This is a genomic window from Thermacetogenium phaeum DSM 12270 (assembly GCF_000305935.1).
Taxonomy (GTDB): Bacteria; Bacillota; DSM-12270; order Thermacetogeniales; family Thermacetogeniaceae; genus Thermacetogenium; species Thermacetogenium phaeum.
Genome location: NC_018870.1, coordinates 848,815 through 861,905 on the forward strand (window position 1 = coordinate 848,815; position 13,091 = coordinate 861,905).

The window sequence follows — 13,091 nt, forward strand, 5'->3', positions numbered from 1 at the left end:
TGATCCCCTTTGAAAGTGAAGTTCTTTGCTCTCCTCCGGGACATTACAGGTGTAAAAGAAACCGCGGATTTTACGGCGACTGTATTGGTAGAACTGCTGGAAAAACTATCCGAGCATTACGGAAAGGAGCTGACCCGGTGGCTCTTTGCTCCCACAGATTCCGTTCAGGAGAAACAGCTCAGTTCTGACGTGATCATTCTGGTCAACGGGAGGGCAATAGAACATCTGGCAGGTCTGGCAACACCTTTAAAGGAAGAGGATGAGGTGGCGATTTTCCCCAGGCTGGCAGGGGGCTGAAAGGTGGATGGGGGTGGACCTGGAGTTCGCCCCCATTTGACCTTTTGGAGCTTTCAAGGAAAGGGAGAGGAGATTATGAAGGAGTTGGAGGTTCTCGATATCATTTCCAGATATCAGGATGCTAACGGCAGAGTTTCCGGTATCCTGGGGGACATTCAGCAGAAGTACCGCTATGTTCCAGAAGAGGCCATGAAACTGGTGGCCAGGGAGCTCAAGATTCCTCTTACCCAGGTTTATGGTGTGGCTACCTTTTATGCTGCCTACAGTCTGGAACCAAAAGGGGAGCATCTGATTGCGGTCTGCCATGGTACGGCATGTCATGTTAAGGGAGCGGCTCAGCTGAGCGAGCGGCTGGAAAAGGAGTTGCAGATCAAGGAAGGTCAGACCACAAAAGACGGAAGGTTTACGCTGGAGGGCGTGAGGTGCCTGGGCTGCTGCAGCTTGGCGCCTGTGGTGAGTATCGATGGTAAAACTTACGGTCGTATGAGACCGGAAGATGTCCCCGGCACGTTGGCAGAATGGCAGGAGGAAGAGGAGAAGTGAAAGAACTGGAGATTCTGAAAAAGGAAGGCCTTTCTACACTCTACCCGGAGCGGGTGAAGATTTCTGTCGGAAGGGCTACCTGCGGTCGAGCTGCAGGTGCGGAGGATGTTTACACATTCTTGCAGGATGTGGTGGCCCGGCGTGGCTTGGAGTGGGATGTATCTACTGTCGGTTGCCTGGGTTTCTGCCAGGGAGAGCCGCTGGTGACTGTGCAGCAGCCCGGCTGGCCTCGCTATGTTTATTCCCGGGTAGACCGCCGGCTGGCCGAACAGATCGTTGAGGGGGTTGCTGCCGGTAAGCTCCCCAAAAGGAGGCTTCTCGGGAAAATATACTCAGATGATCTGCTCTTGACGGGGGAGAAGGTGGATCTGGCTCCCGAAGGGGATCATCCGCTGGAAAAGAACCCTTTTTACGGCCCCCAGGTCAGAATTGCCACCAGGAACTGCGGGTATATCAACCCGGAGAGTATCGCCGAGTATGTGGCCCGGGGCGGTTACCTGGCCCTTAAAAAGGCCGTGCAGATGCAGCCCGAGGAGATCATCGAGGAGGTGGTCAAATCCGGTTTGCGTGGGCGCGGTGGGGCGGGCTTCCTCACTGGAAAGAAGTGGGGCTTCGCCCGGGCGGCTTCCGGAGATGTCAAGTACGTGATCTGCAACGCCGATGAGGGTGATCCGGGGGCCTACATGGACCGCAGCATCTTGGAAGGGGATCCCCATACCGTCCTGGAGGGGATGGCCATCGGGGGATATGCCATTGGCGCCCAAACCGGCATCATTTACTGCCGGGCGGAGTATCCCCTGGCAGTAGCCACGCTCAAGGAAGCCATTCGCCAGGCGGAGAAACAGGGGTTCTTAGGCGATAATATCTTCGGTTCGGGTTTCTCTTTTCGAATCCGGGTTGTGGAAGGGCGGGGTGCCTTTGTCTGCGGTGAAGAAACCGCATTGATAGCCTCTATCGAGGGGAGAATGGGTGAGCCTAGGCCGCGTCCTCCTTTCCCGGCGCAGAAGGGGCTCTGGGGAAAACCCACCAACATCAACAACGTCGAGACCTGGGCGAATATTCCCCCGATCATTATGAGGGGGGGAGACTGGTTCGCCGGGGTGGGAACGGCAACCAGTAGCGGCACGAAGGTATTTGCCCTTGTGGGGGATATCAAGAACAACGGTCTGGTAGAGGTTCCCATGGGCACCACACTGCGGCAGATCGTCTACGATATCGGCGGGGGGACCGGAGTGTTCGACCTCAAAGCGGTACAGACCGGTGGCCCCTCTGGTGGCTGCATACCCGCTTCTTTAATCGACCTTCCCGTTGATTACGATGCCCTCACCAGGGCGGGGGCGATTATGGGCTCCGGCGGTATGGTCGTCATGAATGAACGCTCCTGTATGGTGGATGTGGCCCGCTTTTTTATCGCCTTCACCCAGGACGAATCTTGCGGGAAGTGCCTGCCCTGCCGTGAAGGGACCAGGCAGATGCTGGAGCTGCTTGACAAGATCTGTAAGGGAGAGGCGGAAATGTCCGACCTGGAGCTCCTGGAAGAGCTCGCCTATGCCGTTAAAGATACTGCTCTCTGCGGCCTCGGGCAAACGGCTCCGAACCCCGTTTTAAGCACACTGAAGTATTTCCGGGATGAGTACGAGGCTCATATTCGCGAGAGGTTCTGTCCGGCTGGTGTTTGCCGGGAACTGTTTGAACTGACCGTCGATGAGGAGAAATGTAAAAGCTGCGGCCGGTGCTCCGAGGTCTGCCCGCAGGGTGCAATTGTCGGTGAAAAGGATAAGCCGTATCGGCTGGATCAGGACAAGTGCATCAGGTGCCGGGCGTGCCTGAATACCTGCCGACACAAAGCGATTAGAGTGGTCCCCAGGAGGAGGTATCAACCAAGATGATCACTATTAACGGCAGAGAGTTCCCGGCGCGGGATGGGGAAACGGTCCTGGAGGTTGCCAGGAGGGAAGGGATCTGGATCCCCACACTTTGCCATCACGAGGGTCTCAACCCCTACGGCTCCTGCAGGATCTGTGTGGTGGAGGTAACAGCGGGTGGCAGGCCGGGGCTTACCGCATCCTGCACCCTACCGGTAAGCGATGGCCTGGTAGTGGAGACGGACTCGGAACGCGTCCGCCGGTGTCGCCAGGTATTGGTCCGGCTGCTCCTGGCAATGGCCCCGAACGCTCCGGTGGTGCGGGAGCTAGCGGAGAAACTGGGGGTTACCGATACCCCCTTTAAGCGCCTGGGAGCGGATAAGGACGGCTGTATCCTCTGCGGGCTCTGCGTCCGGGCCTGTGAGCAGGTTGGCGCCTATGCCATCGGTTTTGCCTTTCGGGGTGTCCGCCGGAGAGTCACCCCGCCCTTCGGTAAACAGGCTGCCGCCTGCATGGGCTGCCGGGCCTGTGAACAGGTCTGCCCGACCGGGACGGTTAAGTTTACAGAAAGTGGGGATCGGCTCTTCGGGGATACCTGGCAGGCGGAGTTACAGGTAGTCAGATGTCCGGAGTGCGGGGCTCCTGTTGGCGCGCAGCCCCTGTTCGGCCATGTCCGGGAACAACTGGACAACACTGGTATCGCAGTCGAGAACCTCTGTCCAATCTGCAGGCGGAAAAAACTTGCCGGGGAGATGGCGGCAGTCTGTGTACAGCCCAAGTGAGGCATCATCTGATAAAAGGGTAAAGTGCCTCTGGCGGCCGCGCGGCTGCGGCCAAAAATGCCGGAGGCGTTTTTTTGAGCACGCCTGTCATAAATTACATCAAGTTCACCCGCCGGTCTGCCGCTCGACTCCCGATTCCAGGCCGGACAGGACGACGGGTCGCTTCGGGACAGCTCTGGGATGCTGCGTAACAAGTTGCAAACTGCTACTGCCAATCGCAGCGTTTGGCCTTGCTGCAAATCCATTCCATCGAAACTCTTAAGGTGTCTGTACTCGCATCCCGACCTGTCATCCTCCCTTCGCCTGTCCTGTTACCCGGTCTTCCATAGGTCGCTCGCCGGCAGAACCGTCGGGTATTTTAATACTCTGTTGGTGCCGCCGGAGGTGGCGTGAGGGTCCGCCGGGTGTTGCTGTCATTCTTTTAACCGGTTGATATTGATTAAGCTCTTAAAAAAGGTAAATAGCTTTTCGCGAAGAAAAAAGTATTATGTCAGATTATTATTTAACAGGGGGGGAGGCCGGTGGAAATCTTTAAGTTTATGGTTCCTGAAATAATCTTCGGTAAAGATACCCTAAGCCTGGTCGGTGATAGCGCTCGCCGCCTGGGAGCCACCAAGGTGCTTGTGGTAAGCGATAAAGGGGTGGCCCAGGCGGGCTGGGTGGACCAGGCGGTAAAGCATCTGAAGGAAGTCGAACTGGAGTACCAGGTCTGGACGGGACCAAGTGAAAATCCCAAGGACTATGAAATCGACCAGGGTAAGGAGATCTACCTGGATGCAGGGTGTGACGCGGTTGTCGGTCTCGGCGGGGGGAGCGCAATAGACGCTGCGAAGGCTGTCGCCATCCTGGCCTCCAACGGAGGTAAGATCCAGGATTATGAGGGTGTTGATAAGATCAGAAAGCCCATGCCTCCACTCATCTGTGTGGCGACGACGGCAGGGGCAGCTGCTGAAGTGACCCAATTCGCCATCATTGTGGATAGCCACAGAAGGGTCAAAATGACCATTGGGTCGAAGTCGCTGGTGCCGGATATAGCGATCATCGATCCCCTTTTGTTGAGCACTATAGGCGCCAGGCTTACCGCCAATACCGGCATTGACGCCCTGACCCATGCCATCGAAGCGTACGTTTCGGTGGCGGCGACGCCCATTACGGATATCGCTGCACTGAAGGCGATCGAGATGATCAATACCTCTCTGCGGGCCTCTGTGGCCTCCCGCACCAATCTGGAGGCCAAGACCAAAATGGCGATGGCCAGCCTGCTGGCCGGAATGGCCATGTCCAATGCCATCATGGGGGCGGTTCATGCTATGGCGCACCCGCTGGGAGGGCTGCTCAATCTCCCCCACGGTGAGGTCAACTCCATACTTCTGCCCCATGTCATGCGCTTCAACATGATCGCCTGTATGGATCGCTACGTGGATATTGCCAGAGCGATGGGGGAGAAGGTGGATCATCTCAGCACGAGGGATGCGGCCGAAAAAGCGATTGAGGCGGTGGAGCGCCTCTGCCGGGACATCGGGGCCAAGAGGAGGCTTTCCGAAATCGGATTACAGGAAGAACACATAATGGAGCTGAGCAGGGCGGCGGCAGAGGACGTTTGTCTGATTACCAATCCTCGCGATGCCTCTGTAGAGGAAATTGCAGAGATTTATCGGGCTGCGCTGTAACCGGGGTGTGAAAAATATTTTCCCCGGATTTTCCGAGAAACCGGCACCGATTGACGATATTTTGGCAATGCCTTCCGAAATTGTGGAGATTCTTCTAAGGTGTTGCCAATGATCGTGGCCGTGCTCCTGCACTGTTATTGAAAACCGGCGGGAGGGGCCGGCGTGGCAAGAGTCTCCCTATCCCTGTTATCCTCAAGTTTTTGCGGATGACGGGGATTTATTTTTTCCCCGATTCTTCTAAAACAAGGGGTTTAGTTCCTGACCGGGCATGGGAATTGCATGTGATTTATTTCACGATTGGGGCCTGACGGTTCTATTTCCCGGAGGTTTGAATGGCTCATTATGTGAAATATTGCACAAAAGAAGGGGGTGCTTCAAGAAGATATCTTCAACTCTCTTAGTTAAAAAATTCTAAATTAAACGGGAGGTAACGACATGGCTTGGGATCCAACTCGTTTAAAGGACTGGCAGATCGCCGAAGAGGCGGAAAAAAACATGCCAACTCCGGAAGAGTGGATTGACAGGTTGGGGCTGGAAAAGGACGAGCTCATCCCCTACGGAAGGACTCCAAAGCTCGATTTTATCAAGATGATGAAGAGATTGGAGAATCGGCCGGACGGCAAGTACATTGAAGTAACCGCCATTACCCCGACACCCCTGGGGGAGGGAAAAACAACCACCACCATGGGGCTTCTCGAGGGGCTCGGTAAAAGAGGGCAGAATGTGGGTGGCGCCATCCGCCAGCCGTCCGGCGGTCCTACCATGAATATCAAGGGAACCGCTGCCGGTGGTGGCAATGCGCTGCTCATTCCCATGACGGAGTTTTCTCTGGGGCTTACCGGAGATATCAATGATATTATGAATGCCCACAACCTGGCGATGGTTGCCCTGACTGCCAGGATGCAGCATGAGGCCAACTATTCCGATGAGGAGCTGGCAAAACGGAACCTGAAGCGGCTTGATATCGACCCGAAAAACGTAGAGATGGGGTGGGTCATCGATTTTTGTGCACAGGCGCTGCGCAATATCATCATCGGCATCGGGGGCAAGAAGGACGGTTTTATGATGGCATCCAAGTTCGGGATTGCGGTGAGTTCCGAACTGATGGCCATCCTCTCCATAGCCAACGACCTGGAAGACCTCAGAAAGCGGTTAGGGGAGATTGTTGTCGCCTATGACAAGAGCGGCAAGCCGATCACCACGGCCGACCTGGAAGTCGACGGAGCCATGTGTGCCTGGATGCGCAATACCATCAATCCCACCCTGGCCTGCACTGTGGAGTACCAGCCTTGCATGGTTCACGCAGGGCCCTTCGCCAACATTGCCGTTGGTCAGTCATCGATCATTGCCGACCGCCTCGGCTTAAAGATGTTCGACTATCACGTGACGGAGAGCGGATTTGCGGCGGATATCGGATTTGAGAAGTTCTGGAATGTGAAGTGCCGTCTGAGCGGTCTTAAGCCCAACGTATCTGTGCTGGTGGCCACAATCCGGGCCCTGAAGATGCACGGAGGAGGGCCGACCGTTGTTCCCGGCCGCCCGATCCCCGAAGAATACACCAAAGAAAATCTTTCCTTAGTGGAAAAGGGATGCGAGAACCTGCTGCACCTGATCAATGTCATCAGGAAGTCGGGAATCAAGCCGGTGGTCTGCATCAACAGTTTCTACACCGATACCGACGCCGAAATAAAGCTGGTAAAGAGAATGGCGGAGCAGGCAGGAGCGCGCTGCGCCGTTTCCGAGCACTGGCTCAAGGGCGGAGAGGGAGCTTTGGAGCTGGCGGATGCCGTGATGGATGCCTGCAAGGAGGAAGTCGACTTCAAATTCCTCTATCCGCTGGAGATGCCGCTGCGGCAGCGGGTGGAAACGATTGCTAAAGAGGTCTACGGTGCTGATGGCGTTGACTGGTATCCCCTGGCCGAGGAAAAGGCTAAAAGGTTCGAATCCGATCCCCGCTACAAGGATTTTGCAACCATGATGGTGAAGACGCACCTGAGTTTGAGCCACGAGCCTACTTGGAAGGGTGTGCCTAAGGGCTGGAGGCTTCCCATCCGGGACATCCTGGTTTATGGCGGCGCCAGGTTCCTCTGCCCGATGGCAGGCTCTATCAGCCTGATGCCCGGAACAAGTTCCGACCCTGCTTTCAGGAGAGTTGATGTCGATGTGAAGACAGGTAAGGTAATGGGCCTCTTTTAAATTAGATAAAAGGGGCTTTTCCTACCCGGCACCTTTTTTGCAAATGAATTAGGTGCCGGGCTTTTTTTCTTCAGGTCTTTGTTGAAGGGTTCGGGGCAGCATTGAAGAATACTTCTTTAAGAATGCTTCTGAAATATGGAGCGCAGAAGACGGGCGGGAGTAGGGTTGAGCGATTTCCGAGACGAAAAAATCAAGGCTCTGAGCGACAAGATAAAAAGCTATCAGAGTGTTGTCGTGGCTTTTTCCGGCGGTGTGGACAGCACCTTTCTCCTCCTGCTGGCAATGCGGGAATTGGGGGGGAAGGTTGTGGCGGCAACCGTTGACAGCGTTCTGATGCCCCGGCGGGAGGTGGCGGAGGCAGAGGAACTGGCATCCCTTTTAGGATGCAGTCACGTGATTCTCCCGGCCGAGCCGCTGAAACTCCGGGAGGTGAGGGAGAATTCGCCGGAGCGCTGCTATTACTGCAAGCGCTACCTTTTTGGGGTGCTCTGCGATTTCGCCCGGAAGGAGGGGTATCTCGCGGTCCTCGATGGTTCCAATAAGGATGATGAAATTGATTACAGGCCCGGGAGAAGGGCTGCACTGGAACTGGGAATTCAGAGCCCTCTCCTGGAGGCGGGGATAACGAAGGCGGAAATCCGGCAGTACTCTCGTAAAGCAGGCCTTCCCAACTGGGACCGGCCGGCAGCGGCCTGTCTGGCAAGCCGTATCCCTTACGGTGAAGAGATTACGGAGGATAAAGTGAGAATGATCGAGGAGGCGGAGGCGTATCTGTCATCCCTGGGCTGCAGCCCGGTGAGGGTTCGCTGGCACCAGGGGGTGGGGCGAATTGAGACTTCTCTCGATCATTTCCCGGCGGTTCTGGAGCACCGCAGGAAGATCGCGGATCACTTGAAGGCTCTGGGCTTTCGTTATGTGTCTCTTGATCTCATGGGCTACCGGAGGGGAAGCCTGAATGAGGTTTTATGAATTTTTTCTCTAATAAAACGACAAAAAGCAAATTTTATAATATAATTGAGTTAAAGTAGGTAAAAAAAGCAGGCTCCGATTTAGCCTTCCTAAGGCCGTGATGGCTATGGAAGCTAAACGCAGGCTGTTGTAGTGGCCATAGGGTAACGGGGAAACCCGGTTGCCTCCCAACCTTGGAAAGGAGTTGCTGAGCATAGGCAGAGCGCAGCCGAACCGGGTTGGCGCTCTTTTTCATCTGTTGAAGCAGATTGTGGAGCAAAAACGGGAAAAGCGATCCCGAGCTGAAGTTAATCGTTTCGGGCAGTTTATATGATCACACGAGAAGAAGGGGAGGAAAAAGATGCAGAGTGGAGAGGCAAACGGAGTCGAGCCCAGAATTAGAGAGGCTTTGTTGAAAGCCGCTCCTGAGGGAAGGATAACTTGCCCGGCTGCCCGGGAACTGGCGGCCTCCCTCGGCGTAGAACCCAGGGTTATCGGGGATGCCTGTAACAGATTGAAGATCAAGATCAAGAACTGCGCTCTGGGGTGTTTCTGAGAAGGGGTTTTCAATGGGAGAAGAGCTTTTCAATGTCCTGACCGTTCAAGAGGCAAGAGAAAAAATGGCTTCCTGCCTACCGGCGGACCTTCGCCGGATTACGAGAAAATCTCTCCTGGACTGCCTGGGGATGCGCCTTGCCCACCCCGTCGTGGCGCGGGAGGATGTGCCGGGCTTTATGCGCTCAACCGTGGACGGCTATGCCGTCAGGGCGGAGGATACCTTTGGGGCGAGTGAGGGTCTGCCGGCGTTCTTCACCGTTACCGGGGAGGTGCGTCCAGGGGTTGCTCCGGAGCGAGTGATCGCCCCCGGTGAAGCGATGCGGGTTGCCACCGGCGCCATGCTCCCTCCTGGTGCCGATGCCGCGGTAATGGTTGAATACACGGAAGAGGCAGGGGAGGGATGCATCGAGGTGCTCAGGCCTGTGGGGCCCGGGGAGAATATCCTGCGTCCCGATGAGGACATCAAGGCCGGAGAGGAGGTTTTCCCCGGCAACCATTTGCTGCGCCCCCAGGATATCGGATACCTTGCCTCTATCGGTGAGGTAGAGTTGGATGTTTTTGCACCTTTGAGGGTGGGAATCATCTCTACCGGTGATGAGCTGGTACCACCGGAGGAGAAGCCGCGCCCGGGAGAGGTCCGTGATATCAATTCCTACACCCTTTACAGCATGGTGCGGGCACTGGGGGGCGCTCCGGTGCTCTACGGAGTGGTCCGCGATGATACCGGATTGCTGGAGAACAGGCTGCGAGAGGCCTGCCGGGAGACGGATCTGGTGGTCATCTCGGGTGGTAGTTCGGTAGGAACGAGGGATCACACGGCTGGGTGCATTGCTGCCCTTGGGGAGCCGGGGCTGATTTTTCATGGCCTGGCGGTGCGGCCGGGGAAGCCCACCCTCGGAGGTGTAGTAGACGGTAAGCCCGTCTTCGGTTTGCCGGGGCACCCGGCCGCCGCTTTGATCTCCTTTGATCTGCTGGTGTCCCCCCTCTTGAAATTCGGGGGCTATCACAGCCTCTCTGAGGGAGCATCACCTGTTAAAGCAGTGCTGGCGCGCAGCCTGGGATCGGCTCCGGGACGGGAGGAATACTTCCGGGTAAAGTTGCGCCGGGACCAGGGCAGGATCTGGGCGGATCCCATACTGGGCAAATCAGGTCTCCTGACGCCGATGGTGGAAGCGGACGGGATTGTCCGTATTCCCCTCGAGAGTGAGGGGCTGGCCCAGGAGGCGGAAGTGGATGTGTATTTGTTCGGAACGGATTATGTGCTTTAAAGAGATTCGAAGGTGGTGGAGTTTTTGGCTCGTGTCGGGCAGCCTTATTTAGAGAACATCCCCCTCGAGGAGGCGCTCCGGAGGTATCTGGAAGCTCTTGAGCAAAGAGGGGCATTGCAGCCGGGAGAACCAGAGAGGATTCCGGTCAACAGGGCACGGGGGAGGGTAACGGCGCGGCCTGTTTTTGCCGCCGTGTCCTCACCCCACTACCACGCCGCAGCCATGGACGGGGTCGCCGTTCAGGCGGCTGCTACATTCGGCGCTTCAGAAACCACACCGTTACGCTTGCGCCTGGGATCAGAGGCGGTTGTCGTCGATACAGGGGATCCCCTTCCTCAGGGTTTTAATGCCGTAATCATGATTGAGGACCTCCACTTTCCGGAGGAAGATACGGTGGAGATTATCGCTCCGGCTGTCCCCTGGCAGCATGTGCGGGTGGTTGGGGAAGACTTCATCGAAACGGAGATGGTGCTGCCTGCCCACCAGAGGATAACCCCTTATGATATCGGGGGGCTGCTCACAGCTGGGGTCACCGAAGTCGTCGTTTTTCCCAAAGTTCGGGTCGCCCTGCTCCCTACGGGAACGGAGATCGTGCCGCCGGGCACCCCTTTGAAACCGGGGGACGTCATTGAGTCTAACAGCCGTGTCCTCGGCGGTCTTGTGGAGGAATGGGGCGGGGAGCCCGTTATTGCTCCAGTTACCGTTGACGATTATGAGCTGTTGAAACAGAGAATTCTGGAATATTTAGATCGGGCGGATCTTCTGGCGGTGATCGCCGGGTCCTCGCACGGAAGGGAGGATTATACGGTGCCTCTCTTCCGGGAACTGGGTGAGGTTTTTGTGCACGGGGTGGCCATCAGGCCGGGTAAGCCGGTGAGCCTTGGGGTGATCAGGGGAAAACCGGTTATCGGTGTGCCCGGTTATCCGGTCTCCGCGGCTTTAGCCTTTGAGCTGTTTGCGCGCCCCGTTGTTTACCGGAAACACGGGCTTCCCCTTCCGCCCGAACAGTACAGGAAGGCCGTCGTCAGCAGGAAGATAGTTTCCCCCCTGGGGGCCGAGGAGTTCATCAGGGTGCGGCTGGGAAAGGTGAGGGACAGGCTGCTGGTTCAGCCTCTCCCCCGCGGGGCGGGAGCGGTCACCTCGCTGGTGCAGGCCGACGGCATTTTAAGGGTCCCCCGGCTCTCCGAAGGGTACCCGGCAGGGGCGGAGGTTGAGGTGCGGATCTTGCGCCCGGAAGGAATTCCCCGTACAACTGTTGTTGTGGGGAGCCACGACATGGTGCTGGATATTATGGCGAACCTGATGCAGGAGAAACACCCGGGGTTCCGGTTGATCTCCTCCCATGTGGGGAGCATGGGAGGGCTGACTGCCGTGGGGCGGGGTGAGGCCCACATGGCAGGGATTCACCTCCTGGATGAGTCAACGGGGGAATACAACACACCCTATGTACGGCGGATTTTAGGTGGGAAGAAGGCGTATCTGGTTAATCTCTCCTACCGCATTCAGGGGATCCTGGTGCAGCGGGGCAATCCCCATGGAATCACCAAACTGGCGGATCTAACCCGGCCCGGCCTGAAATTCATCAACAGGCAGCGGGGCTCGGGGACGCGCCTTTTGTTGGACTATCTACTGCGCCAGGAGGGCATCTCCCCTCTGGAGATTGAGGGGTACGGGCGGGAGGAGTACACTCATATGGCGGTGGCCGTCGCCGTGGCTTCGGGGAGCGCCGATGCCGGGCTCGGCATCCAGGCGGCGGCAAGCGCCCTCAACCTGGATTTTATCCCCGTGGGAGAGGAACGCTACGACCTCTGTATCCCGGCGGATCTCTGGGAGGAGAAGGAGGTCACCCTGGTGCTGGACCTCTTGAAGGACCCGGATTTTCGCCGGCTGGCAGAGAGAATGCGGGGGTATGACTTCAGGGACTGCGGAAAAATAGTGGGGGAAACAGAGTAGGGCTGATTCGAGGAGGGGAGATAGATGGAGGACCGTTTCGGGCGCAGGATCAACTATCTAAGGGTTTCTGTTACCGACCGCTGCAATCTGCGCTGCCTTTACTGTATGCCTCCGGAAGGGGTGACCGCTAAGCCGCGGGAGGAAATCCTGCGCTTGGAGGAGATTTTGAGGGTTGCTCAGGTTGCCCTGCAGTTAGGGATCACCAGGTTTCGGTTGACCGGAGGTGAGCCCCTGCTGAGAAAGGGGGTTATCAGCCTGATCAGATCACTGGCACTGCTCCCGGGAGTGGAGGATCTGGCGGTGACCACCAACGGCACTTTGCTGGCCCGTCTTGGCCGGCAGCTGCTGGATACCGGTGTTAAAAGGGTCAACGTCAGCCTGGATACCCTGAATCCGGATAAGTTCCGGCGCATCACCAGGGGGGGAGACTTTCGACAGGTTTGGGATGGCATTGTCGAGGCCTTGAAATTGGGGTTTCAACCCGTCAAGATCAATACCGTTGCCCTGCGTGATTATAACGGCGGGGAATGGGTGGATTTTGCCCGCCTGACCCTTGAATATCCCCTTCACGTGCGCTTTATCGAACTGATGCCGGTAGGCACAAGCTGGAAGCTGGCCGGAGGCTCCTTCGTTCCCTGCGGGGAGGTTCAAAGCGCGATCGAGCAGGAACTGGGTGAGCTCCGTCCTGTGGCAGATCTCCAGGGGGGTGGGCCTGCCAAATACTATGCTCTGCCCGGGGCCAAGGGGACCATCGGCTTCATCCATGCCATGAGCGGTCACTTCTGCGCCAGTTGCAACCGTCTGCGCCTTACCGCAGATGGAAAAATTCGCCCCTGTCTTCATGACCAGCACGAGGTGGATATCCGCAGTGCCATCAGGTCCGGCGCCGGGGATGAAGAACTTAAGGCTTTGTTTTATCAGGCCCTGGCTCTTAAACCCGCAAGTTGCCATGCAGCAATGGATGCATCTTCTTCGGGTTCGGGGCGAGGAATGTGCCAGATTGGAGGATAG

Annotated in this window: 11 protein-coding genes and 1 riboswitch; all 11 genes read left to right on the forward strand. The window is 56.9% G+C overall.

All coding sequences use genetic code 11. The annotated features are described in order from the left end of the window. Positions 1–15 precede the first annotated feature (15 nt). Positions 16–297, forward strand: coding sequence for a MoaD family protein (locus TPH_RS04130; protein ID WP_236608847.1), 282 nt, complete (start codon positions 16–18; stop codon positions 295–297). Between the two features lie 75 nt (positions 298–372). Further along, positions 373–840 carry an NADH-quinone oxidoreductase subunit NuoE gene (gene nuoE, locus TPH_RS04135; protein ID WP_037999485.1) on the forward strand — a complete coding sequence of 156 codons (468 nt, stop codon included), beginning with the start codon at positions 373–375 and terminating at the stop codon, positions 838–840. Continuing rightward, on the forward strand, positions 816–2,729 hold the full coding sequence (locus TPH_RS04140; protein WP_148275840.1) for an NADH-quinone oxidoreductase subunit NuoF: 1,914 nt from the start codon (positions 816–818) through the stop codon (positions 2,727–2,729). The genes nuoE and TPH_RS04140 overlap by 25 nt, the downstream gene beginning before the upstream one ends. Continuing rightward, complete coding sequence (locus TPH_RS04145) at positions 2,726–3,487, forward strand: 2Fe-2S iron-sulfur cluster-binding protein (protein WP_015049937.1); 762 nt, start codon at positions 2,726–2,728, stop codon at positions 3,485–3,487. The genes TPH_RS04140 and TPH_RS04145 overlap by 4 nt, the downstream gene beginning before the upstream one ends. Positions 3,488–4,008: 521 nt before the next feature. After that, positions 4,009–5,157: an iron-containing alcohol dehydrogenase gene (locus tag TPH_RS04150; RefSeq protein WP_015049938.1), complete on the forward strand. Its 1,149-nt coding sequence runs from the start codon at positions 4,009–4,011 to the stop codon at positions 5,155–5,157. Between the two features lie 435 nt (positions 5,158–5,592). Then, positions 5,593–7,353, forward strand: a complete 1,761-nt coding sequence (locus tag TPH_RS04155) for a formate--tetrahydrofolate ligase (RefSeq protein WP_015049939.1) — start codon at positions 5,593–5,595, stop codon at positions 7,351–7,353. A gap of 135 nt (positions 7,354–7,488) precedes the next feature. Further along, positions 7,489–8,322 (forward strand): ATP-dependent sacrificial sulfur transferase LarE, encoded by an 834-nt coding sequence (gene larE / locus TPH_RS04160; RefSeq protein WP_049886074.1) that lies wholly within the window; start codon positions 7,489–7,491, stop codon positions 8,320–8,322. A 61-nt stretch (positions 8,323–8,383) separates the two neighbouring features. Further along, positions 8,384–8,522, forward strand: a riboswitch (molybdenum cofactor riboswitch). A gap of 140 nt (positions 8,523–8,662) precedes the next feature. After that, positions 8,663–8,857 carry a hypothetical protein gene (locus TPH_RS04165; RefSeq protein WP_015049941.1) on the forward strand — a complete coding sequence of 65 codons (195 nt, stop codon included), beginning with the start codon at positions 8,663–8,665 and terminating at the stop codon, positions 8,855–8,857. Positions 8,858–8,870: 13 nt separating this feature from the next. Then, positions 8,871–10,127 carry a molybdopterin molybdotransferase MoeA gene (locus TPH_RS04170; RefSeq protein WP_015049942.1) on the forward strand — a complete coding sequence of 419 codons (1,257 nt, stop codon included), beginning with the start codon at positions 8,871–8,873 and terminating at the stop codon, positions 10,125–10,127. Positions 10,128–10,139: 12 nt separating this feature from the next. Next, a complete protein-coding gene (locus tag TPH_RS04175) occupies positions 10,140–12,080 on the forward strand; it encodes a molybdopterin biosynthesis protein (RefSeq protein WP_236608821.1) in 1,941 nt (646 codons plus the stop codon). A gap of 24 nt (positions 12,081–12,104) precedes the next feature. Next, positions 12,105–13,091: a GTP 3',8-cyclase MoaA gene (moaA, locus tag TPH_RS04180; protein WP_015049944.1), complete on the forward strand. Its 987-nt coding sequence runs from the start codon at positions 12,105–12,107 to the stop codon at positions 13,089–13,091.

Coding starts and splice junctions, on each gene's coding strand:
- nuoE (WP_037999485.1), top strand. CDS start 373: ATGAAGGAGTTGGAGGTTCTCGATATCATTTCCAGATATCAGGATGCT.
- TPH_RS04140 (WP_148275840.1), top strand. CDS start 816: ATGGCAGGAGGAAGAGGAGAAGTGAAAGAACTGGAGATTCTGAAAAAG.
- TPH_RS04145 (WP_015049937.1), top strand. CDS start 2,726: ATGATCACTATTAACGGCAGAGAGTTCCCGGCGCGGGATGGGGAAACG.
- TPH_RS04155 (WP_015049939.1), top strand. CDS start 5,593: ATGGCTTGGGATCCAACTCGTTTAAAGGACTGGCAGATCGCCGAAGAG.
- larE (WP_049886074.1), top strand. CDS start 7,489: ATGGAGCGCAGAAGACGGGCGGGAGTAGGGTTGAGCGATTTCCGAGAC.
- TPH_RS04165 (WP_015049941.1), top strand. CDS start 8,663: ATGCAGAGTGGAGAGGCAAACGGAGTCGAGCCCAGAATTAGAGAGGCT.
- TPH_RS04170 (WP_015049942.1), top strand. CDS start 8,871: ATGGGAGAAGAGCTTTTCAATGTCCTGACCGTTCAAGAGGCAAGAGAA.
- moaA (WP_015049944.1), top strand. CDS start 12,105: ATGGAGGACCGTTTCGGGCGCAGGATCAACTATCTAAGGGTTTCTGTT.